Here is a 22,868-nt window from a genome sequence, read left to right on the forward strand (position 1 = left end):
CGCCTCGCGCGCCGGGATGTCAAGAGCACTGCTCGCGTTGTCGACATAGCGCTGCTGACGCCCTAGGGTGAGTGGGTGCCCACTCCCCGCGAGCTCGCCCGCGAGCAGACCCTGCGCGACATCGTCCGGATCGGCCGCGAGCAGCTCGCGCACGTCACCCCGGCCGAGCTCTCGCTGCGGGCCGTTGCCCGCGAGCTCGGCATGGTGTCGTCGGCGGTCTACCGCTACGTGAAGGACCGCGACGCGCTGCTCACGCTGCTCATCGTCGACGCCTACGACGAGCTCGGGTCCGAGGTGGAGGACGCGGTCTCCGCGGCCGCGCGCCGCACCGGGACCGGTCAGCTGCAGGCGGCGGCCCAGGCCATGCGCACCTGGGGTCGGCGTGAGCCCTCCCGTTTCGCGCTGCTCTACGGCACGCCGGTCCCCGGCTACGCAGCCCCGGCGACCGTGACGAACGAGCCGGGCACCCGCGTCGTGGTCGCCCTGGCGGGCGTCCTCGAGCGGGCGCACCTCGCCGGACGACTTCGTGAGGTTCCGGGACCGTTGCCGCGATCGGTCCGCACCGACCTGGAGTCGATCAGGGCCGAGTACGGGCTGACGCTGCCCGCGACCAACCTGGCGCGGGGGATGGGGCTGTGGTCAGCCGTCGTCGGAGCCGTGGCGTTCGACGTCTTCGGCCAGTACGGCCCCGACACCCTCACCGACACCGCCGCCTTCCTCGACGTCCACGTGGCGGCGCTCGCCGAGACCGTCGGCCTCTAGCTCAGTCGACGAGCAGGGCTGCGGCGAGGGCGCCGACCTGGTCGAACTCCACCAGGAAGCCGTCGTGTCCGTGCAGCGACGTGACGACGTCGAGTCCGTCGGCACCGGGGATCAGGTCGGCCAGCTCCTGCTGCTGGTGGATCGGGTACAGCCGGTCGGTGTCGATGCCGGCCACCACCGTGCGGGCGGTGATGCGCGCCAGGGCGGCAGCCACCCCGCCACGGTCACGGCCGACGTCGTGGCTGTCCATCGCGCGGGTGAGCACCAGGTAGGAGTTGGCGTCGAAGCGACGGACGAGCTTGACGCCGTGGTGCTCCAGGTACGACGCGACGGCGAACCGGCCGTCGTCCTGGATCGTCCGTCCGAACCGCTGCTGCAGCTCGGTCTCGCTGCGGTAGGCGACGTGAGCGATGCGGCGGGCCACGTCGAGGCCGGCGGTCGGACCCAGGGGAGCGCCGTAGTAGTCGCCGTCGTGGAAGTGCGCGTCGGCGGTGATGGCTGCCTGCTGCGTCGACGACAGGGCGATCTGCTCCGCCGACGCCTGCGCCGACGTGGCCAGCAGGAACAGCCGCTCCACGCGGTCCGGGTGCGTGACGGCCCACTCCAGGGCTCGCATGCCCCCGGCGGAGCCGCCGATGACCGCGTACCAGCGGTCGATCCCGAGTCGGTCGGCGAACGCGACCTCGGCCGCGACCTGGTCGCGGACGGCGAGGTCGGGGAAGCTCCCGCCCCACGGCTCGCCGTCGGCGGGCGACGTCGAGGACGGGCCGGTCGACCCTTGGCAACCGCCCAGGATGTTCGCGGCCACCACGTAGTAGCGGTCGGTGTCGATCGGGCGGCCAGGGCCCACGAGCGTGTCCCACCAGCCCGGGCTCGCGTGCCCGTTCCCGACCGGGCCGACCACGTGGCTGTCGCCGGTCAGGGCGTGCAGCACCAGCACGGCGTTGTCGCCCGTGAACGTGCCCCACGACTCGTAGGCGAGCCGCACGTCGGGCAGCACGGCGCCCGACTCGAGCGTCAGGTCGCCGACGTCGGCGAACTGTCGGGAACCGACAGGATCTCCCTCACGCCACGCGCCGGTGACGGAAGGGAGATCCTGGTCGGTCAGGTGAGGTGAGGTCACTTGGCCGCGCGCAGTCCCGCCTCGAGGTCGGCGAGGATGTCGTCGATCCCCTCGATGCCGACGGCCAGACGCACCAGGCCCGGGGTGACGCCGGTGGCCGCGTGCTCCTCCGGGGTGCCCTGCGAGTGCGTGGTGCTGGCCGGGTGGATGGCGAGCGAGCGGACGTCGCCGATGTTCGCCACGTGGCTGAACAGCTCGAGCGAGTCGATGAACCGGCGCCCGGCGTCCACGCCGCCCGGCAGCTCGAACGTCAGCACCGCGCCGGAGCCGCGGGGCGTGTACTTGTCGGCCAGCTCCTTGTAGGGGTTGCCGTCGAGCGAGGCCCAGGTGACCTTCGAGACGTCCTCGCGGGCGGTCAGCCACTCGGCGACCTTGCGGGTGTTCTCGATGTGGCGCTCCATCCGCAGGCTCAGGGTCTCGAGGCCCTGGGCGATGAGGAAGGCGTTGAACGGCGAGAGGGCAGGGCCGACGTTGCGCAGGTACTGCACGCGCAGCTTGGCGATGTAGGCCGCCGGCCCGAGGGCCTCGGCGAACACGAGCCCGTGGTAGCTGGGATCGGCGGTCGTGAAGCCGGGGAACTTGTCGCCGTGGGCGGCGTAGTCGAACGTGCCGCCGTCGATGACGACGCCGGCGATCGTGGTGCCGTGGCCGCCGATGTACTTGGTGGCCGAGTGCACGACCGTGTCGACGCCGTGCTTCAGCGGGTTGAGCAGGAACGGCGTGGCCACGGTGTTGTCGACGATGAACGGGACGCCGACCTCCTTGGCGACCGCGCTGATCGCCTCGAGGTCGAGGATGTCGCCCTTCGGGTTGCCGATGGTCTCGCCGAAGAACGCCTTGGTGTTCTCCTGCGCGGCGGCCCGCCACGCGGCGGGGTCGTTGTTGTCCTCGACGAAGGTCACCTGGATGCCGAGCTTCGGGAAGGTGTGGCGCAGAAGCGAGTCGGTTCCGCCGTAGAGGCTGGCGGAGGCCACGATGTGGTCACCGGCCTCGGCCACGTTGGTGAGGGCGCCGGTGGTGGCGGCCTGGCCCGAGGCGAACAGCAGGGCGCCGACGCCGCCCTCCAGGGCCGCGAGACGCTCCTCGACGACGCCCTGGGTGGGGTTCATGATTCGCGTGTAGATGTTGCCCGGCTCGGCCAGCGCGAAAAGGTCGGCAGCGTGCTGGGTGTCACGGAACTGGTACGACGTCGTCTGGTAGATCGGCAGGGCCCGCGCACCGGTGGTGGGGTCGGGCGTCTGGCCTGCGTGGATCTGCTTGGTCTCGAACGACCACTGATCGCTCATGGGATCTCCTGAGGTGGGGCGCGGGGTGTCGATGGACCTCCACGGTGACAGGTACTCCAAGGGATGAGAAGAGGTCTCACCATCCGGACCATGCGACGATCGCAGCATGGAGCTGCGCCGCGCCGTCCCCGGCGACGAGGGTCTGTTGGCCTCGGTCGAGCAGGCGGCGAACACCGACGCCCTGGCCCACGTGTTCGACGGCCCGTACCCGTGGACCGAAGTGCGCGACCGCTGGGTCGAGGTGCTCGCCGACCCTGCCGTGCGCGCATGGCTCGTGGTGGTCGACCAGGTGGCGGTGGGCTACCTGGCGCACGACGCGACCACGCTGCGCCACATCGGCGTCGTGGCCCGCCACCGCGGCACCGGCCTGGCCACCGAGGTGCTCGCGTCGGTGCCGACGTCGGTGGACCGGCTCTGGGTCCTGGAGGCCAACACCCGAGCCCGCCGCTTCTACGAGCGGCACGGCTGGCGCCCCGACGGCCGCTCGCAGCCCTGCGAGTTCGAGCCGTTCCCCGTCGAGGTCGGGTACGCACGAGGCTAGGCACCGTCGTCCGAGGAGGGACCTCGCCGCGACCCCAGCGCTGCACGAGCGCAGCCAGCACGACGTCGCGCCCCGAGCCCAGCGCCGTGGCCTCGAGGACCTCGGGCGGAAGCTTCTGGACCGGCCCACCCCGGGCGCCCGACGTCAGTAGACCTTGATGTCAGCCTTCAAGAGGCGGTCGTTCCCGAAGCAGCCCGTGAGCGAGGTCTGGCCCACCCCGGCGATCCTGGACTCCTTGTAGGCGATGACTCCCGTGTTGGTCCGGCACACCGCGAGTGTCTTGTGCCTGTTGGACGGGCAGACGCCCTGGACCGTCGTGGATGTGCCACTGGGTGTGAGCGTGACCTTGCAGCCCGCGGGCCACGCGGCCGCTGACGCCGGACCGCTGAACGAACCCAGTGCGGGAAGGCTCAGCACGCTCACCGCAAACGCTGTCAACCATCGCTTCTTCATGGCAATGCCCCCATGTCTCGCCTCACGCGTGTTACCTGACGTTGGTCAACGGTAGGTGACTCGGGCGCTGCGGGCGATGAGCAGTCAGCGCATGTCGAAGGGCTGGGCGGTGGACTCGAGCACGCTCAGCCACAGGTCGCCGTCGGGCGAGACGTGGTGGGGGCGGTGCGTCACGTAGGGGATGGGCACGTGCACGAACCGGTGCCGACGTCGCCCGACGACCATGTCGGTGCGACCGGCCATCGCCGCGTGCACGGCGGTCTGCGCCAGGCGCGAGCAGTACACGGAGTCGGCCGGCTCGGCCGGGACCGAGCGGATGAAGTAGCCGGGGTCGAAGTAGCGGAACAGCACCTCGGCGCCCCGCGAGGAGAAGTCGTCGGTGATCCGCTCGCGCAGCAGACGACCGATGTCGGCCAGGCGGGCGTTGCCCGACGCGTCGGTCTCGTCGTGGCTGGGCAGGTGCTCCTGGCCGGCACCCTCGGCCACCACCAGCACGGCGTGCCCCTGGGCCTGCACCTTGCGTCGCACGTGCTCGAGCAGCCCGTTCTCACCCTCGAGCTCGAACGGCACCTCGGGGATGAGGACGAAGTCGGCGTCGTGGCCGGCGAGCGCCGAGTAGCACGCGATGAAGCCGGCGTGGCGACCCATCACCTTCACCAGGCCGACGCCGTTGAGCGAGGCCTCGGCCTCGATCTTGGCGGCCTTGATCGACTGCGCGGCCCGCGAGTAGGCGGTCTGGAAGCCGAAGCTCTGGCCGATGTGCGGGATGTCGTTGTCGATCGTCTTGGGGACCCCGACGACTGCGATCTGCGCGCCGCGCGCGAGGGCCTCCTCGGCGATGCGGTGGGCGCCGCGCATCGAGCCGTCGCCCCCGATGACGAACAGGATGTCGATGTCGCGCAGCTGGAGCGTGTCGACGACGGTCTTCACGTCCTGTGCACCGCGCGACGAGCCGAGCACCGTGCCACCACGCTCGTGGATGTTGGCGACGAACCCGGGGGTGAGCTGCACCGGCTCGAGCAGGTTCTCGGGCACGAGGCCGGCGTAGCCGTTGCGGAAGCCGATCACGTCGTTGACGCCGTAGTGCTCGTGCAGCTCCATGACGAGGGCCCGGATCACGTCGTTGAGCCCTGGGCACAGGCCACCGCAGGTGACGATGCCGACCCGCACGGTGGCGGGGTCGAAGAAGAGCTTGTCCCGGGGGCCGCCGGTCTCGAAGGAGGGCAGCTCCTCGAGCGGGAGGCCGCGTTGCTGGATCAACGAGATGGTGTCGTCGAAGAGGATCCGGTCGTCCTCGCCCACGTAGTACTCGTTGGTCGCGCGCCCGCCCACGTACTGGGCGAGCGGGGACGGGACGGTGGTCGGGCCGAGGGTTCGGACCTGCAGCTCGGCGAGGGTCACCATGGCTCCATCCTAGGGTGAGGGAACCCTCGGGTTCGCCACGGCGGCCCCGCGAGGACGGGCCGATCGTCCTGCACGACGCGGCCCGCGTCAGAGTTTTGGCGATCGTGCCTCTTCCGAAGGAGAAGGCCGCCGTCCGGTCTCGGCGAAAGGACGCGCAGGCACCACGAGAACGGCACGATGGGGGAATGGGTGTGCAGATCACGGTCCGAGGCTCCGCCGAGGGGCGATTCCCGGCCGAGCGCGCCCTCGTGCGGCTCGAGGTCGTGGTCGAGGGCGCCGAGCGTCAGGACGTGCGCGACCGCGCCGTGGCGCTGCAGGAGCCGTTGCGCTCCCAGCTCGGCGAGCTCGTGAGCCTCGGCGCCGTGCGGACGTGGTCGAGCGACCAGGTCCGAGTCTTCAGCCGGCACCCGTGGGTCGACGACCGTCGCTCCGACGACCTGGTGCACAGCGCCCAGGTGCAGGTGCTCGCCGAGTTCGTCGACTTCGAGCGGCTCAGCGGCTTCGTCGACCACTGGTCGGGCCAGGCCGGGGTCGAGGTCCAGGGCCTCGAGTGGGACCTCGGAGTCAAGAGCCGACGGGTCCACGAGGCCGAGGTGCGCAAGGCGGCGGTCGACGACGCCGTCACCAAGGCCCAGTCCTACGCCGACGCGGTGCGACGGGGCCGGGTGACCGCGCTCGAGCTGGCCGACCCCGGCATGCTCGACCGGCCCGGTGATCCCGGGCACGGCGAGCCCCGTGCCTTCGCCCTGGCCTCGGCCGACGCAGGCGGTGCCGGACTCGACCTCGTGCCGGCCGACATCGTGATCCGCGTGGAGGTCGACGCCCGCTTCCAGGCGGAGTGATCTCCCCGCTCGGCTCGGCGTGCACGTGCGCTGACCTGCGCAAACATCCCGTCCGGGTGTGACGACGCTCCTGGCCCCGAACCCATACCGGGAGTACGGTGGAGGCATGTCCCTACGTTCGTTGGCACGTCGCCTGCGCGACCTGCTCCTGCCCGGCGGCTCGTCGCCGACCGCTGACGAGACCACCCGGACCCGTCCGCTGCCGCCGGTCGTGGCGGTCGCCGAACGAGCGAGGAACGTGCTTCCGCTCGGCTCCCGTCCCATGCGCGTGGTCTACGACGAGGCTGTGGTGCACGAGTCGGTCAGCCTCAAGAGCCGGTTCCTGGGCCGCACCGCACGGCTCGTCTTCAAGCCGCTCCTGCGGCTGGCACCCCTCAACGACCGCACCCTCACCACTCTGCGCTCCCTCGACCGGTTGTCGGCCCGCGGCCCGCGCTCGCGCTACGTGGAGCCCGTCTCGTTCGAGCTCGGTGGCGTGCACGTGGAGTCCATGACGCACCGCTACGGCCCCGAGAGCGAGATGACCGTGCTCTACCTGCACGGTGGCGGGTTCTTCTCGTGCGGCATCGAGACCCACCGGCGGATCTGCGAGCGGCTCGCGCTCTACACCGGCGCCACGGTGATCTCCGTCGAGTACGTGCAGCTGCCCGAGGGATCGGTCGCCGACTCGGTGAACGACGCCATCACCGCCTACGAGGCGCTCGTGGAGATGAGCGACCGCCCCGACAAGATCGTCGTCGCGGGCGACTCCGCCGGTGGCTACCTGACCATGAAGATCGCCGAGCTGGCCCACCGTCGTGGTTTACCGGCTCCCGCGGCGCTGCTCACCTTCTCGCCGCTGCTGAGCCTCGACCCCGACCGCATCGACAAGGAGGGCGTCGCCCGGGTCTCCCGCGTGCGTGACGCCTACCTGCCGATCGGGCGCGTGGCACTCATCCGCAAGCGGTGGGTCCCCGAGGGCGCGGTCATCGAGGGCGAGGTGTCGCCGCTCGACGCCGTCGACCACATCAGCTCGCCCGCCTTCTTCGTGGCGGTCGAGGACGAGATGCTGCGGCCCGAGGTGGAGGCCATGGCGCTGATGCTCTCCGAGCGCGGCGTCGAGGTCGAGACGCACCTGTGGCGTGGCCAGGTGCACGCGTTCCCGGTCCTGGCCGACACCCTGCCGGAGAGCCGGCAGGCCCTGCGACTCGCCGCCGACTTCGCCCGGCGCGCGGTCGGGGAGGCCTCGACCACCGAGCACGAGGCCGATCCGACCCAGCACGACGACCCGCAGCACGAGGAGTCCATCTCCGGCGAGGTCGTCGAGGAGCAGTCGGCACCGCAGGTCGACGTGATCGAGGGTGAGCTCGTGGGGGAGGGTCGGCGTCGCTGGTTCTTCCAGGCCGGCTGACGGGTCGTCTTGGGGCACCACGTCTGGGACGATGGCGCCGTGAGACCCCGATGGCTGCAGGCGGCGATCATGCTGCTGCCGCTCGTGTCGCTGGCGCGGGGCATCGACCTGCTGAGCCTCGTGGTGCTGCTGGCCGTGGCGGCCTATCTCGGCACCCGCCGGCAGGCGTCGTGGACCGACGCGGTGGGCCGCGCGATCGACCTCTCCCTGGCGGGGCTCGTCGTCGTGGCGCTGGTCGTCCTGACGATCAACGTGCTGCCGCGTGACCTGCACGAGGCCGTCACGGTGACGTTGACCGGCGCGTGGGCCGCGACGGTGGTGGTGTGCGCGGGTCTCGCCCTCACCACGGCGGACCGTCCGCGCTGGACCCCGCTCCTGCACCGCGTGACCGTGCTGAAGGACCGACCCGGCACCTAGGACACGCGCCGAGGAAGCTCAGTCCTCGTCGCGCGCGGCATTCTCCGCCTCCGAGCGCAGGATGCAGAACTCGTTGCCCTCCGGGTCGGCCAGCACCACCCAGCCCGTCCCAGGGCCGTACTTGCCCCGCAGGTCGGCGACCTGGGTCGCGCCGATCGAGACCAGCCGGGCGACCTCGTCGGCCTGCGTCCCCGACCGGGGTCGCAGGTCGAGGTGGATCCGGTTCTTCACGGCCTTGGCCTCGGGCACCTCGATGAACAGCAGGTGGTGGCCTGATCCCGGGTCGAGGATCATGCACTCCTCGTGGCCGGGCTCGTTGGGGTCGCCCTCGACGTCGACGTAGCCGAGGACCTGCTTCCAGAACTCGCTGAGCGCATAGGCGTCGGCGCAGTCGACGGAGGTGTGGGAGACGAACGACGTCATGTCGTCAGCCTCGCCGCACCCCCGTCTCCTGTCCAGCCCGTGCGTGCCGGTGCTACTTCTTCTCGGTGAACGCGACGGCGAGCGAGAAGCCGCGGTACCCGTCGTCGGGGCGCGTGCCGCTGATGCCGACCGCCTCGATGTTGCGCAGGCCCGTGAACACCTCGTCCTCGGCCAGGTCGGGCTCGGCGTTCTCGACGGTGTCGAGGATGGTGCTCACGTCGACGAACAGGCCGCCGCCCTTCGCGTCCTCGTCGATGACCGAGGAGAACCGGTCGGAGCCGCCGAGGCCACCGTCCTTCACGAGCGACTCGGCGACCTCGGGCGACGTGGCCAGCGAGACCGCGTCGTCGCCGTCGGCCGTGGCGATCTCGACGCCGGCCAGCTTCTGGACGGTCGCCACGAGGCGCCCGGCCAGGTCGGAGGCCTTGGCCTCGTCGCCCTCCATGACCAGCCCGGTGCTCACCTCGGACGGGTCGGACGGACCCTGGGCGCTCGCGAGGGTCTCCAGACCCTCGGACCCGACGTACACGGTGAACGCGTCACCGAGCAGGGTCACGAGGTCCTCGGGCAGCGTCACGTCGAGCGTCTGCTCGATCTCGGCCAGCGTGTCCTCGACGTCGGGGGCCTGCGAGCCTCCGAGGCCGCCGCCGGACGACTGCTGCTCGAGCTGGTCGAGGTACTCCTGCTGGTAGCCCTCGGGGTCGGCCGCATAGGCGTCCGCGTCGAACTCCACCGGCGGTCCGACCGGTCCGGCGGCGGCACCGCCGGACAGGCCGGGCACGAAGCCGAGCGCCGGGCCGAGCTCGAGCAGGTCCTGCACGCCCGACTTCAGCTCGTCCCAGTTCTCCTCCACGGCCTTGCCGCCGCCGGGGACGGTCAGACCCACCACGGTGTCCTCGGGCAGGGCGCCCAGACCGCGGATCTCGGGGACCTCGCTAGGCTCGTCGCCCTGTCGGGCGACGGCGTCGAAGTGCAGCGAGGTGGACGACGCGCTCAGCGCGAACGCCACGCTGCTCACCTCGTCGGTGATCTGGTCGAGCTCGGCCGCGTCGCCGCCGAGCTCCTTGTCGATGCCCGCCTTCTTCGCGGCCTCGACACCACTCTTCACGTCGACCCAGCCGGACATCACGCCCTGTTCGTCGAGCGCGTCCTGCGCGGCGGTGAACTGCTCGACGTCGGCGAGCGGCTTCTTCTCCGCGGCCTTCACGGCGGCGGTGGCGCTCTTCTGGGAGGGCGTGACGATCGCGTAGCCGTCGAGGAAGCCGATGCCGTAATCCTCGTCGTTGCACGCGAAGAGCTTGGCGATGCCCTTCTTCGCAGCGTCCTCGTCGCTGACCTGCACGGCGATGCGGATGACCTCCTCCTCGTCCTCGAAGTTGGAGCCGATGCCGAGGCCGATGCGCTCACCGAGCCACGGCTCGACGTCGCGGTCGTAGTCGACGTCCTTGCAGTCGCCGAGCGCGTCCTCGAGCACCAGCTTGCGCAGGTCGTCGTCCTCGTCCTCGATGCCCAGCTCCTTCGACAGGTCCGGCACGCGCTTGGCCAGGCGGAAGAGGTCCACCTTCTGGCTGGCGGACGGGTCGAGGTCGAGCCGCACGTAGGCGACGGTGTCGGCGGGCAGCACGTCGTGGGGCTGGGTGCCGCCGCCGGAGAGCTGCGTGAAGGCGTAGGCGCCGCCACCGATCGCGGCCACGGCCAGGGCACCGGCGATGCCGAACCCGATCTTCTTGCCGGCGCCGCCGGACCCGTCTGCCGCGCCCTCGGTCCCGGTCGCCGCGGGCTGCACGACGGTGGCGTCGGCGGCACCGTCCCCAGGCGGTGTGGGCTGCGCCGTGGGCTGGGGGCTGGTGGGGGTGTCGTCGCTCATGGGGGTCCTCCAGGGGGATGTGTGCCGTCGAAGGCTATCGACGGCGCGCCGCCCGGGTCCTGGGCCCTTGGACCTGTTCCTGGGCGTGCGTCCCAGGACTGCGTCACACCCGAGGAACTAACAAACAGACTTGACTGTTTGTTGTGGTGCGGCGCAGGATGTCCGGGTGACCACGACCCGCACCCCGCAGGCCGAGCGGACCGCTGCCATGCGGCTGCGGCTCATGGAGGCCACGGTCGACTCCCTGGTGGAGCTCGGCTGGGCCGGCACCTCGACGACGGTCGTCTCCCAGCGCGCCGGGGTGAGCCGGGGTGCGCAGCTGCACCACTTCCCGAGCAAGCAGGCCCTCGTGGTCGGCGCCGTGGAGCACCTGACCGAGCGCCGCCGGCACGCCATGGCCGACGCGGTGCGTGCCCTGCCCGACGTCGGCCGCACCCGGGCCGTGCTCGACGTGCTGGCCGAGCAGTTCACGTCGCCGGTGTTCTTCGCCGCGCTCGAGCTGTGGGTGGCCGCCCGCACCGACGCCGAGCTGCGCGGAGCCGTCGGCCCGCTGGAGCGCCGCGTCGGCCGCGAGACCCACGCCTACGCCGTCGACCTGCTCGGCGTCGACGAGGACCGCGGCAGCAACCGGGCCCTCGTCCAGGCCACGCTCGACCTGCTGCGCGGCCTCGGCCTCGCCGGGACCCTCACCGACGACAGCCGACGTCGAGCCGCCGTGCTCGACGCCTGGGCCGTCACCCTCGACGCCGGACTGGAGCGCTGACATGCCGCCGACCGAACCCGACGACCGGCTCGCCGCCGTCCTGACCGACCTCGCGGCCGAGAGCGACCAGCTCGACGGCTGGGTCGCCGACCTGCCGGTCCAGGAGTGGGGCGCCGTCACCACGCCCGAGGGATGGACGGTGGCGCACCAGGTGGGACACCTGGCCTGGACGGACCAGGCCTCGCTCGCGGCCCTCACCGACCCCGAGGCCTTCGGTGCGGGGATGAAGGCCGCGGCCGAGAGCCCCAGCGGCTTCGTCGACGACGGCGCGAACAGCTGGGCCGCCAAGCCCGTCCCGACGCTGATCGACGAGTGGCGCGACGGTCGGCGCCGTCTGGCCGAGGCACTGCGCGCCGTGCCCGCCGGCGAGAAGGTGCCGTGGTTCGGCCCGCCCATGAGCCCCACGTCGATGGCCACGGCTCGCGTGATGGAGACGTGGGCCCACGCGCACGACGTGGCCGAGGCGCTCGGCGTCGACGTCCCGCGCACCGACCGCGTGCGTCACGTGTGCCACATCGGCGTGCGCACCCGCGGCTTCGCCCACCTGATGCGGGGCGAGGAGCTGCCGACGTCGGACGTGCGGGTGGAGCTGGTCGCGCCCGGCGGCGACACCTGGACCTGGGGTCCCGAGGACGCCGAGCAGCGCGTGACCGGCGACGCGTGGGACTTCGCGCTGCTCGCCACCCGTCGTCGGCACCGCGACGACGTGGACGTGCGTGCCGAGGGCGCGGACGCCGACCACTGGCTCGACATCGTGCAGGCGTTCGCCGGGCTGCCCGGCAACGACCCCCGACCCCTGGCCGAGCGGGGCACCGACGGCGGGGACGCATGACCCTCGACCGGCCGGCCCGGATCGGCAACTGCTCCGGCTACTACGGCGACCGGCTGTCGGCCTTCCGCGAGATGCTCGAGGGAGGCGACCTGGACTACCTCACCGGCGACTACCTGGCCGAGCTGACGATGCTGATCCTCGGCAAGGACCAGATGAAGGACCCGTCCACCGGGTACGCCAAGACCTTCGTGCGCCAGCTCGAGGACGGTCTCGCGCTCGCGCTCGAGAAGGGCGTCAAGGTCGTCACGAACGCGGGCGGGCTCAACCCGGCCGGGCTCGCCGAGCGGATCCGCGAGATCGCGACGGCCCAGGGGCTCGACGTGCGCGTGGCCCACGTGGAGGGCGACGACCTCAAGGCCCGCGCGGCCGAGCTGGACCTGCCCGGTGACGCGCTCACCGTCAACGCCTACCTGGGCGCGTTCGGCATCGCCGCCGCGCTCGAGGCCGGCGCCGACGTCGTGGTCACCGGTCGCGTCACCGACGCCTCGGTGGTGATGGGCCCGGCGATCCACGCCCACGGGTGGGGCCGCGACGACCTCGACGCCCTCGCGGGCGCGCTCGTGGCGGGTCACGTCATCGAGTGCGGCACGCAGGCCACGGGTGGCAACTTCAGCGGGTTCCGCAGCCTCGACACGTCCGCGCCGCTGGGGTTCCCGATCGCGGAGGTCGCCGCCGACGGCAGCAGCGTCGTCACCAAGCACGCCGGCGTCGAGGGGCGGGGGGGCGAGGGGCGCGAGGTCGGTGGTGCGGTCACCGTCGACACCGTCACCGCCCAGCTGGTCTACGAGATCCAGGGCCCGGCGTACCTCAACCCCGACGTCGTCGCGCACCTCGACACCGTCGAGCTGACGCAGGACGGCCCCGACCGCGTGCGCATCGCGGGCGTGCGCGGCACGCCCCCGCCGGCCATCACCAAGGTCTGCCTCAACCTGATCGGTGGCTTCCGCAACAGCGTGGAGCTGCTGCTCACCGGGCTCGACATCGAGGCGAAGGCCGCCTGGGTGCGCCGCCAGGTCACCGACGCGCTGCAGTCCGACCCGCCCGACGCGCTGGTGTGGACGCTCGACCGCACCGACGTGTTCGACCCGCCCACCCAGGCCGCGGCCACCTCGTTGCTGCGCTGCGTGGCCAAGAGCACCCGGCCCGAGCCGGTGGGTCGCACGTTCAGCGACGCGTTCGTGAACGTGGCCCTGGCGTCGTACCCCGGCTTCACCCTGACCGCCCCGCCCGGCCGCGGCGCGCCCTTCGGCGTCTACCGCCCGGCCTACGTGCCGCAGTCCGAGGTGCCCCACGTGGTCGTGCACCCGGACGGGACGCGTGAGGAGATCGCCCCGCCGACCGGCACGGCCGATCCCGAGCAGGGCTCGTCCACCCGACCCGCTCCGGCGCCCGACCTCGGCGACACCCGCGCCGTCCCGCTCGGCGAGCTCGTGCACGCGCGCTCGGGTGACAAGGGTGGCGACGCGAACGTCGGGCTGTGGGTCCCCGCGGAGCACCCCCGACGTGACGACGCCGTGGCGTGGCTGCTCGGCGTCGTGAACCCCGGCTGGGTCCAGGCGATGCTGCCCGAGGCCGCCGACCTCGACGTCGACGTGCACCCGCTGCCGAACCTCGGCGGCGTGAACATCGTGATCCACGGGCTGCTGGGGGAGGGCGTGTCGTCGTCGACCCGGCTCGACCCCCAGGCGAAGGCCCTCGGCGAGTGGTTGCGCGCCCGCGTGACCGCCGTCCCCCTGACCCTCCTCGAAGGAGCCCGACCATGACGGACCTGTGGACGACCCCCGAGCGCGAGGCGCTGCGCACGGCCGTCGAGCAGTTCACCCGGCGCGAGATCGTGCCGCACCTGCCCCAGTGGGAGGACGACGGGCAGCTCCCGCGCGAGCTGCACGCCGCCGCCGCGAAGGCCGGCTTCCTCGCGGTCGGCTACGCCGAGGAGGTCGGTGGCGCGGGCGGCGACTCGCTCGACGCGTGCGTCGTCACCGAGGCCATGCTGGCCGCGGGCGGCTCGACCGGTCTGCAGGCCAGCCTGTTCACCCACTCCATCGCGGTGCCGCACATCATCGACGCCGGTGACCCAGCGCTGATCGACGCCTACGTCCGGCCGACGCTGGCCGGCGAGAAGATCGGCTCGCTCGGGGTGACCGAGCCGAGCGGCGGGTCCGACGTCGCGAACATCCGCACCCGCGCCGTGCGCGACGGCGACCACTACGTCGTCAACGGCGCCAAGACGTTCATCACGTCGGGCGTCCGGGCCGACTTCGTCACCACCGCGGTCCGCACCGGTGGTGAGGGGCATGCCGGGATCTCGCTGCTCGTCATCGACAAGGACACGCCCGGCTTCACCGTGAGCAAGAGCCTGCGGAAGATGGGCTGGCACTGCTCCGACACCGCCGAGCTGGCCTTCGAGGACGTGCGCGTCCCCGTCGAGAACCTGGTCGGCGAGGAGAACGGCGGCTTCTACCTCGTCATGCAGCAGTTCGTGGGCGAGCGGCTCGGGCTGGCCGTGCAGGCGTACGGCACGGCGCAGCGCGCGCTCGACCTCGCCGTGGCGTACGCCCGCGAGCGCGACACGTTCGGCAAGCCGCTCATCGCCCGGCAGGTGATCCGCCACAAGCTCGTCGAGATGCACGCCCGCACCGCGGCCGCGCGCGCCCTCACCCGGCAGGCGCTCGAGCGCTCGCTCGAGACGCCGAAGACCGACCCGTCGCTCATCCTCGACGCCGTCACCGCCAAGAACGTCTCGGTGGCCGCCGTCGAGCACGTGGTGCACGAGGCCGTGCAGATCTTCGGCGGCATGGGCTACATGCGTGAGTCCGAGATCGACCGCCACTACCGCGACGCCCGCATCCTCGGCATCGGCGGCGGCGCCACCGAGGTCATGAAGGACCTGTCCGCGAAGCTCCTGGGCTACTGAGAGGCCTGCTGTGAAGACCACGATCGACCCGACGACGGCGACGTTCGCCGACAACCGCGCCCAGATGCTGGAGCGTGTCGCCGACCTGGGCGAGCAGCACGCCAAGGCGCTCGCCGGTGGCGGCGAGAAGTACGTCGAGCGCCACCACACCCGCGGCAAGCTCACCGCCCGCGAGCGCATCGAGCTGCTGCTCGACGCCGACACCCCGTTCCTGGAGCTCGGCGCACTCGCCGGCTGGGGCACCGACTTCACCGTGGGCGGCTCGATCGTCACCGGCATCGGCGTCGTCGAGGGCGTCGAGTGCATGATCGTCGCCAACGACCCGACCGTGAAGGGCGGTTCGTCGAACCCCGTCACCGTCAAGAAGGGGTTCCGCGCGGCGCAGGTCGCCGAGGAGAACGGCCTCCCGACGATCAACCTGGTCGAGTCCGGTGGCGCCGACCTGCCGACGCAGAAGGACATCTTCATCCCCGGCGGCGCGAGCTTCCGCAACATCACCCGCGCCAGCGAGGACCGACGGCCCACCGTGGCCCTCGTGTTCGGCAACTCGACCGCCGGTGGCGCCTACATCCCCGGCATGAGCGACTACGTGGTCATGGTCGACGGTGGAGCGAAGGTGTTCCTCGGCGGTCCGCCGCTGGTGAAGATGGCCACGGGCGAGGAGTCCGACGACGAGTCCCTCGGCGGCGCCTCGATGCACGCGAAGACGTCGGGGCTGGCCGACTACCTGGCCGTCGACGAGCACGACGCGATCCGCCTCGGCCGCCAGATCGTGCGGCGGCTCAACTGGCGCAAGAAGGGCTCGGACCCCCGCACCGACTACGCCGAGCCCGTGCTCGACGCCGAGGAGCTGCTGGGCATCGTGCCGACCGACCTCAAGGTCCCGTTCGACCCGCGCGAGGTCATCGCCCGCCTCGTCGACGGAAGCGAGTTCGACGAGTTCAAGCCGCTGTACGGCTCGAGCCTGGTCACCGGGTACGCACAGCTGCACGGCTACCCGATCGGCATCCTGGCCAACGCCCAGGGCGTGCTCTTCAGCGCCGAGGCGCAGAAGGCCGCGCAGTTCATCCAGCTGGCGAACCAGACCGACACGCCGCTGCTCTTCCTGCACAACACCACCGGGTACATGGTGGGCGCGGAGTACGAGCAGGGCGGCATCATCAAGCACGGCGCCCAGATGATCAACGCCGTCTCCAACTCCAAGGTTCCGCACCTGTCGGTCGTCATGGGCGCCTCGTACGGCGCCGGCCACTACGGCATGAGCGGCCGCGCCTACGACCCGCGGTTCATGTTCAGCTGGGTCGGTGCGAAGTCGGCCGTCATGGGTCCGGCGCAGCTGGCCGGCGTCATGGAGATCGTGGCGCGCCAGTCGGCCGAGTCCAAGGGCCAGGTGTTCGACGCCGAGGGGTTCCAGGGCGTCAAGGACTACGTCGAGCAGCAGATCGAGGAGCAGTCCCTCGCCTACTTCACGTCGGGCATGGGCTACGACGACGGCGTGATCGACCCCCGCGACACCCGCGCGATCCTCGGCATCTGCCTCTCCGCGATCCACACCGCACCCGTCGAGGGCGCCCGCGGCTACGGGGTGTTCAGGCTTTGAGCACGAGCGAGCAGCACAGGAGTCCTTCCATGATCCGTTCCGTCCTGGTGGCCAACCGAGGGGAGATCGCGCGCCGGGTGTTCCGCACCTGCCGTGACCTCGGCATCCGCACCGTCGCCGTGCACTCCGACGCCGACGCCTCCGCGCCGTTCGTGGCCGAGGCCGACGTGGCGGTGCACCTGGTGGGCAACAGCCCGACGGAGACGTACCTGCGCGCCGACCTCGTGATCGACGCCGCGCGTCGGGCCGGCGCCGACGCGATCCACCCCGGCTACGGCTTCCTGTCCGAGAACGCCGACTTCGCGCGCGCCGTCGCCGAGGCCGGCCTGGTCTGGATCGGCCCCACGCCGGAGTCCATCGACGCGATGGGCAGCAAGATCCGCGCCAAGGAGATCATGGCCCAGGCGGGCGTGCCGATCCTCAGCATCGAGCCCGAGACCGCCCAGCCCGGCGACTTCCCGCTGCTGGTGAAGGCGTCGGCTGGCGGCGGTGGACGCGGCATGCGCGTGGTCGAGCGCGCCGAGGACCTCGAGGGCGAGTTGACGGCCGCCGCGGCCGAGGCGGCGTCGGCATTCGGCGACGACACCGTGTTCGTCGAGCCGTACCTGCCGACGGCGCGCCACGTGGAGGTGCAGGTGCTGGCCGACACGCACGGCACCACCTGGATCCTCGGCGACCGCGACTGCTCGATCCAGCGTCGGCACCAGAAGGTCGTGGAGGAGGCGCCCGCGCCGAACCTCAGCGACGCCGTCCGTCGCACCCTGCACACCGCGGCTCGCAACGCCGCCGAGGCGGTGGGCTACGTCGGCGCCGGCACCGTGGAGTTCCTCGTGTCCGACGGTCACGCCGACGACGGTCGCGTCTTCTTCCTGGAGATGAACACCCGCCTGCAGGTCGAGCACCCCGTCACCGAGGAGGTGTTCGGCATCGACCTCGTCGCGCTGCAGGTGTCGGTCGCCGAGGGTCACGCGCTGCCGGCCGACGAGCCGACCGGACCCACCGGCCACGCGATCGAGGTGCGCCTCTACGCCGAGGACGCCGGCGACGACTGGGCTCCCCAGACCGGCACCCTGCGCACCTTCGAGGTGCCCAGCGGGCCGGGTCTGCGCACGGACTCGGCGGTGGAGTCCGGCTCGGTCGTCACGCACTTCTACGACGCGATGATCGCCAAGGTGGTCGCCTACGCCGACGACCGTACCCAGGCGGTCCGACGTCTCGACGACGCCCTGCGCCGCACGCGCGTGCACGGGCTCACCACCAACGTGGGTCTGCTGCGCGGCGTCCTGGCCGACGAGGAGTTCGTCGCCGGCCGGGTGCACACCGCCCTGCTCGCCGAGCGGATCGCCGACTGGACGAAGCCCCTCCTCGACGACGCCGCGGTGCAGCGCTCGGCCCTGGCCGCCGTGCTCGCGCAGGCGCGCGCCGCGTCGACGTCGTCGCCCGTGCTGGGCCGCATCCCCACCGCGTTCCGCAACGTGCCGAGCCAGCCGCGGCGCCGCTCGCTGCTGCTCGGGACCGAGGAGCTCACGATCGAGTACCGCGCCGAGGGTCGGCGGCTCGTCAGCGACGTCGCCGACGTCGTGGACGTGTCCACGGCCCCGGCGGGGGTGCCGGGCCGTGGGCGGCAGGCGGTACACGTCGTGCTCGAGGCGGACGGCGTCGTGGAGACCTACCGCGTGACCGTGGCCGACGAGACCGTCGACGTGGACGGGCCCGCCGGGTCGCTGTCGTTCGACGTCGTGCCCACGTTCGTCGACCCGGCCGACGTCGTCGCCGAGGGCTCGCTCCTCGCTCCCATGCCGGCCAGCGTCGTGCAGGTCGGCGTCGAGGCCGGCCAGCAGGTCACGAAGGGCGACGTCGTGGTCGTCCTCGAGGCCATGAAGATGCAGCACACCATCACCGCGCCCGTCGACGGCGTGGTGACCGAGCTCGCCGTCACGGCGGGCCAGCAGGTCGAGTCCGGTGCGGTCCTCGCCGTCATCGAAACCATCGAAGGGAACCTCTCATGAGCCAGTTCACCGAGACCCAGGAGCGCCAGGAGCTGCGCAAGGCCGTCGCGTCCCTGGGCGCCAAGTACGGCGAGAAGTACTTCCACGAGACCGCGGCGGAGGGACGCAAGACGACCGAGCTGTGGGCCGAGGCCGGCAGGAACGGCTACCTCGGCGTCTCGATCCCCGAGGAGTTCGGCGGTGGTGGCGGCGACATCGGCGACCTCGCGGCCGTGTGCGAGGAGCTGGCCACGGCGGGCTGCCCGCTGCTGCTCATGGTGGTCAGCCCGGCGATCGTCGGCACGACCATCGCGCAGTACGGCACGCAGGAGCAGAAGGAGCGCTGGCTGCCCGGCCTGGCCGACGGCACCGCCACGTACGCCTTCTCCATCACCGAGCCCGACGCCGGCTCCAACTCCCACAACATCGTCACGAACGCCCGGAAGGACGACGACGGCACGTGGGTGCTCAACGGCACCAAGACCTACATCTCCGGCGTCGACGAGGCCAGCCACCTGCTGGTCGTCGCGCGCTACTCCGACGCCCGCACCGGCAAGCTCAAGCCCGCGCTGTTCATGGTGCCCACGGACGCCGAGGGCTTCACGAAGCAGCAGATCGAGATGGGCGTCGTGAGCCCGGAGAAGCAGTTCACGCTGTTCTTCGACGACGTGCGCGTGCCCGCCGATGCCTTGGTCGGCGACGAGGACGCCGGTCTGGAGCAGCTCTTCGCGGGTCTCAACCCCGAGCGGATCATGGCGGCGTCGATGGCCACCGGCACGGCCCGCTGGGCGATCCGCAAGGCCGTGGCCTACGCCAAGGAGCGCGAGGTGTGGGGCAAGCCGATCGGCGCCCATCAGGCCATCAGCCACCCGCTCGCCCGCCTGCACATCGACGTCGAGATGGCGCGTCTGCTCACCCAGAAGGCTGCCGCGCTCTACGCGGCCGGCGACCTGATGGGTGCGGGCGAGGCCGCCAACATGGCGAAGGTGGCCGCCGGCGAGGCCGCGGCGAAGGCCGTCGACCAGGCCATCCAGACGCACGGAGGCAACGGCCTGGCGCTCGAGTACGGCCTCGTGCAGGCCGTCGCCTCGTCGCGGCTCAGCAACATCGCCCCCGTGTCCAAGGAGATGGCGCTCAACTTCGTGGCCCAGTTCTCCCTGGGCCTGCCCAAGTCCTACTGAGAGGAGCGGTCATGGCAGAGCTGGTGCACCTGGAGGTGGCCGACGCGGTCGCCACGGTCACGCTCGACAGCGAGCACAACCGCAACGCGCTCAGCCGGCAGCTGGTCACCGAGCTGGCCGACCGGCTCGAGCGCGCCGACGCCGACCCGGCGGTCCGGGCGATCCGGGTCCGGTCCGCGCACCGTGTGTTCTGCTCGGGGGCCGACCTCTCGGAGGCCGCGAGCGGCGGCATGGAGGAGGGCGCGCGGGCCATCGTCGCCCTGCAGCGCCAGATCGCGACCGCCGGGACGCCGGTCGTGGTCGAGCTGGCCGGCCCGGTGCGGGCCGGGGGCCTCGGCATCGTGGGAGCAGCCGACGTGGTCGTCGCGGCGGAGTCGGTCACCTTCGCCCTCACGGAGGTCCGGCTGGCGCTGGCGCCCGCGGTCATCTCGCTCACGCTGCTCGAGCGCTTCTCCGACCGGGCCGCGGCCGAGCTGTTCCTCACCGGCCGCACCTTCGACGCCCAGGAGGCGCAGGCCGCCGGCCTGGTCACCCGGGCCGTGCCCGACGCCGACCTCGCCGACGCGGTCGGGTCAGTGCTGGCCGACCTGGTGCAGGGCTATCCGCAGGGGCTGCGCGAGACCAAGCGACTGCTGAACCACGACCTCGTGGCCCGCATCGACGCGCTCGGCGCCGACGTGGCCGAGCAGTCCGCGCGCCTGTTCGGCAGCGACGAGGCCCGGGAGGCGATGACGGCCTTCCTGCAGCGCAAGCGCTGAGCCTGCGCCGCGGTGGGTGACGTTTCGGCCAACACCTGCGGGCTGAGGGAATGCCTGGGCGCCCAGGTCGTTAGGATGGGTAGTTCGCAGAAAGACCCACGAGAGCCGAGGAAAGCGTGTCCTCCGAGCAGCAGGCCGCCGCCGAGATCGCGGCGGAGCAGGCGTACGTCGACGTCGTGTACGGCCGTCTCGACGAGTCGACGAAGGTGGCCCAGTCACTCGTCACCGAGGGCTTCGCGCGGGGCCACGTCGGCAACGAGGGCGGCCTCGTCGAGCGTGACGCGATGGTCTTCCAGGCCACGCGCAGGCTGACGGCGCTCAACGCCGCCCACGACGGTCTCGTGTTCGGCCGGCTCGACCTGCTCGAGGGGGAGGCGCGCTACATCGGCCGCATCGGCGTGCGCGACGCCGACCGCGAGATCCTGCTCATCGACTGGCGCGCCCCTGCGGCGGCGCTGTTCTACCAGGCCACCGCGCAGGAGCCGTCCGGCGTCGTGCGTCGCCGGGTGCTCCGCAGCTCGGGCAAGACCGTGGTGGGGGTCGAGGACGACCTGCTCGACGGCGACAACGCCCCCGACGACATGGTCGTGGTGGGCGAGGGCGCGCTGCTGGCCAGCCTCTCGCGCGCCCGCGACAGCACCATGCACTCCGTGGTCGCGACCATCCAGAAGGAGCAGGACGAGGCCATCCGGGCGCCCAGCCGCGGCGCCACGATCATCGGCGGCGGCCCGGGCACCGGCAAGACCGTCGTCGCGCTGCACCGCGCCGCCTACCTGCTGTACACCGACCGGCGACGCTTCGAGTCCGGCGGCGTGCTCGTCGTCGGGCCCTCGTCGGTGTTCATGAACTACATCGAGCGGGTGCTGCCGAGCCTCGGCGAGACGGCCGTCACGCTGCGCTCGCTCGGCGAGGTCGTCGACGGGCTTCGGGCGCTGCAGCACGACGAGCCCAAGGCCGCCGCCGCGAAGGGCTCGTCGCGCATGCTGCCGGTGCTGCGCCGGCTCGCCACGTCGCCCCAGCCGAGCGAGCCCACGTCGTTCCGCTACTTCTACAAGGACGACGTGCTCGTCCTCGACGCCAAGAAGCTGGCGAACATCCGGCGCGGGCTGCTGGCCAACCTGCCGCGCAACCGCGCCTACGCGAAGGCCCCGGCCGCCGTGGCGCGCGCCCTGTGGCAGCAGGTCGAGGGCGAGCGGGCGCTCGAGAAGGGCGAGGAGGGCTTCCTCGACACGCTCACGACCGACTACCGCTACGTCGACTTCGTGGAGGCCTGGTGGCCGCCCGTCGAGGCCGTCGAGCTGTGGCGCACGCTGCCCCGACGGGTGCGCGAGCTGGCCAACGGCGCCTTCTCGGCCGAGGAGCTCGACGCCATGGTCGCGTCGTGGCAGGCGGGCGTGCCGGCCATCGAGGACGTGCCGCTCATCGACGAGCTGCGCTACCTCGTGGGCGAGGTCCCGCCGGAGGACGACGACGACCATGACGTCCCGCGCCAGCTGATGAGCTTCGAGCGACGTGAGCGCGAGGTCGAGAACGAGCTGCGCTCCACCACCAGCATCGACGACGACGGGTACGCCCACGTGCTCGTCGACGAGGCCCAGGACCTGTCGCCCCTCCAGTGGCGCATGCTCGGACGTCGCGGTCGGTACGCCAGCTGGACGATCGTCGGCGACCCCGCCCAGTCGTCGTGGCCGCACCCCGAGGAAGCCGCGGCCGCCCGGTCCACCGCGCTGGAGGGCAAGCCCGAGCACCGGTTCCGGCTGTCGACCAACTACCGCAACTCCGCGGAGATCTACGAGCTCGCGGCCGACGTGGCCCAGGTCGCGATCCCCGGCGCCGACCTCGCCGAGGCGGTGCGCAAGACGGGGGAGGCGCCGCGTCACGAGTGGGTGGCCGACGCAGTGCTGCTCGACGCGACCGCCGCGGAGGTCGCCACGATGCTCGAGCGGGTCGAGGGCACGGTGGCGGTCGTGGCCGCCCGCGCCGACCTGCCCCGTCTGCGGGAGCGGCTCGCCGGCGAGCTCGCCGCACACGACCGGCTGCGGGTGCTCGACGGGCTCGACACCAAGGGCCTGGAGTTCGACGCCGTGGTGGTGGTCGAGCCCGACGCGATCGTCGCCGAGTCCGAGGCCGGCTGGCGCACCTTCTACGTCGTCCTGACTCGCGCCACCCAGCTGCTCACCACCGTCGGCACGACGCAGACCTGGCTCTCCCGCGTCTCCTGAGTCCCTCCGTCTCGGACACTTCCGGGGCGGTCCGGACCCCGACAGTGCCCCGGAACTGTCCGAAACGGATGGCCTAGGCCCGTGGGACCGGCACGTCCCTCC

General features: G+C 72.0%; 20 protein-coding genes. 14 read left to right on the top strand and 6 right to left on the bottom strand.

The window, feature by feature from the left end; all coding sequences use genetic code 11:
- The first annotated feature begins 75 nt into the window (after positions 1 to 75).
- Complete coding sequence (locus NBW76_RS02575; protein ID WP_055962560.1) at positions 76 to 762, top strand: TetR/AcrR family transcriptional regulator; 687 nt, start codon at positions 76 to 78, stop codon at positions 760 to 762.
- 1 nt (position 763) lies between these two features.
- Here NBW76_RS02575 and NBW76_RS02580 read toward each other — a convergent pair whose 3' ends face one another.
- Both NBW76_RS02580 and NBW76_RS02585 read right to left on the bottom strand, forming a co-directional pair.
- Complete coding sequence (locus NBW76_RS02580) at positions 764 to 1,885, bottom strand: homoserine O-acetyltransferase (protein ID WP_082482064.1); 1,122 nt, start codon at positions 1,883 to 1,885, stop codon at positions 764 to 766.
- Positions 1,882 to 3,171 carry a bifunctional o-acetylhomoserine/o-acetylserine sulfhydrylase gene (locus NBW76_RS02585; RefSeq protein WP_055962563.1) on the bottom strand — a complete coding sequence of 430 codons (1,290 nt, stop codon included), beginning with the start codon at positions 3,169 to 3,171 and terminating at the stop codon, positions 1,882 to 1,884. Before NBW76_RS02585 ends, NBW76_RS02580 begins: the two co-directional genes overlap by 4 nt.
- Positions 3,172 to 3,277: 106 nt before the next feature.
- Between NBW76_RS02585 and NBW76_RS02590 the strand changes: the two genes are divergently transcribed.
- Positions 3,278 to 3,712, top strand: coding sequence for a GNAT family N-acetyltransferase (locus tag NBW76_RS02590; protein ID WP_056556787.1), 435 nt, complete (start codon positions 3,278 to 3,280; stop codon positions 3,710 to 3,712).
- A 144-nt stretch (positions 3,713 to 3,856) separates the two neighbouring features.
- Here the strand turns inward: NBW76_RS02590 and NBW76_RS02595 are convergent, their stop codons facing one another.
- Entirely contained in the window at positions 3,857 to 4,165 is a 309-nt protein-coding gene (locus tag NBW76_RS02595; RefSeq protein WP_156364900.1) for a hypothetical protein, read from the bottom strand.
- Positions 4,166 to 4,249: 84 nt separating this feature from the next.
- Positions 4,250 to 5,569 (bottom strand): ATP-dependent 6-phosphofructokinase, encoded by a 1,320-nt coding sequence (locus NBW76_RS02600; RefSeq protein WP_055962572.1) that lies wholly within the window; start codon positions 5,567 to 5,569, stop codon positions 4,250 to 4,252.
- A 185-nt stretch (positions 5,570 to 5,754) separates the two neighbouring features.
- On the opposite strand from NBW76_RS02600, the gene NBW76_RS02605 reads away from it, so the two are divergent.
- The 3 genes from NBW76_RS02605 to NBW76_RS02615 all read left to right on the top strand — a co-directional run bounded on the left by NBW76_RS02605 (position 5,755) and on the right by NBW76_RS02615 (position 8,218).
- Positions 5,755 to 6,411, top strand: coding sequence for an SIMPL domain-containing protein (locus NBW76_RS02605; protein ID WP_056556782.1), 657 nt, complete (start codon positions 5,755 to 5,757; stop codon positions 6,409 to 6,411).
- Positions 6,412 to 6,517: 106 nt separating this feature from the next.
- Positions 6,518 to 7,801 (top strand): alpha/beta hydrolase, encoded by a 1,284-nt coding sequence (locus NBW76_RS02610; RefSeq protein WP_082482063.1) that lies wholly within the window; start codon positions 6,518 to 6,520, stop codon positions 7,799 to 7,801.
- Between the two features lie 39 nt (positions 7,802 to 7,840).
- Positions 7,841 to 8,218: a hypothetical protein gene (locus NBW76_RS02615; RefSeq protein ID WP_056556775.1), complete on the top strand. Its 378-nt coding sequence runs from the start codon at positions 7,841 to 7,843 to the stop codon at positions 8,216 to 8,218.
- Positions 8,219 to 8,236: 18 nt separating this feature from the next.
- On the opposite strand, the gene NBW76_RS02620 is transcribed toward NBW76_RS02615, so the two are convergent.
- On the bottom strand, positions 8,237 to 8,641 hold the full coding sequence (locus NBW76_RS02620) for a VOC family protein (protein ID WP_056556773.1): 405 nt from the start codon (positions 8,639 to 8,641) through the stop codon (positions 8,237 to 8,239).
- Between the two features lie 52 nt (positions 8,642 to 8,693).
- A complete protein-coding gene (locus tag NBW76_RS02625; protein ID WP_056556770.1) occupies positions 8,694 to 10,508 on the bottom strand; it encodes a DUF3352 domain-containing protein in 1,815 nt (604 codons plus the stop codon).
- Between the two features lie 166 nt (positions 10,509 to 10,674).
- On the opposite strand from NBW76_RS02625, the gene NBW76_RS02630 reads away from it, so the two are divergent.
- From NBW76_RS02630 to NBW76_RS02670, 9 genes are all read left to right on the top strand, one after another.
- A complete protein-coding gene (locus NBW76_RS02630; protein WP_235493072.1) occupies positions 10,675 to 11,271 on the top strand; it encodes a TetR/AcrR family transcriptional regulator in 597 nt (198 codons plus the stop codon).
- Between the two features lies 1 nt (position 11,272).
- A complete protein-coding gene (locus NBW76_RS02635; RefSeq protein WP_056556768.1) occupies positions 11,273 to 12,103 on the top strand; it encodes a TIGR03084 family metal-binding protein in 831 nt (276 codons plus the stop codon).
- Positions 12,100 to 13,866, top strand: coding sequence for an acyclic terpene utilization AtuA family protein (locus NBW76_RS02640; RefSeq protein ID WP_056556765.1), 1,767 nt, complete (start codon positions 12,100 to 12,102; stop codon positions 13,864 to 13,866). Before NBW76_RS02635 ends, NBW76_RS02640 begins: the two co-directional genes overlap by 4 nt.
- Positions 13,863 to 15,017: an acyl-CoA dehydrogenase family protein gene (locus NBW76_RS02645; RefSeq protein WP_082482062.1), complete on the top strand. Its 1,155-nt coding sequence runs from the start codon at positions 13,863 to 13,865 to the stop codon at positions 15,015 to 15,017. The genes NBW76_RS02640 and NBW76_RS02645 overlap by 4 nt, the downstream gene beginning before the upstream one ends.
- 10 nt (positions 15,018 to 15,027) lie before the next feature.
- Positions 15,028 to 16,617 (top strand): acyl-CoA carboxylase subunit beta, encoded by a 1,590-nt coding sequence (locus NBW76_RS02650; RefSeq protein ID WP_371876627.1) that lies wholly within the window; start codon positions 15,028 to 15,030, stop codon positions 16,615 to 16,617.
- A 29-nt stretch (positions 16,618 to 16,646) separates the two neighbouring features.
- A complete protein-coding gene (locus NBW76_RS02655) occupies positions 16,647 to 18,626 on the top strand; it encodes a biotin carboxylase N-terminal domain-containing protein (RefSeq protein WP_056556762.1) in 1,980 nt (659 codons plus the stop codon).
- Complete coding sequence (locus NBW76_RS02660) at positions 18,623 to 19,786, top strand: acyl-CoA dehydrogenase family protein (protein ID WP_055962600.1); 1,164 nt, start codon at positions 18,623 to 18,625, stop codon at positions 19,784 to 19,786. The genes NBW76_RS02655 and NBW76_RS02660 overlap by 4 nt, the downstream gene beginning before the upstream one ends.
- Positions 19,787 to 19,797: 11 nt before the next feature.
- Positions 19,798 to 20,544 carry an enoyl-CoA hydratase-related protein gene (locus NBW76_RS02665; protein ID WP_056556759.1) on the top strand — a complete coding sequence of 249 codons (747 nt, stop codon included), beginning with the start codon at positions 19,798 to 19,800 and terminating at the stop codon, positions 20,542 to 20,544.
- Positions 20,545 to 20,660: 116 nt separating this feature from the next.
- Positions 20,661 to 22,766, top strand: a complete 2,106-nt coding sequence (locus NBW76_RS02670; protein WP_056556756.1) for an AAA family ATPase — start codon at positions 20,661 to 20,663, stop codon at positions 22,764 to 22,766.
- The last annotated feature ends 102 nt before the right edge of the window (positions 22,767 to 22,868 follow it).

Origin of the sequence: Aeromicrobium sp. Leaf245 (genome assembly GCF_942548115.1) — a bacterium.
GTDB lineage: Bacteria > Actinomycetota > Actinomycetes > Propionibacteriales > Nocardioidaceae > Aeromicrobium.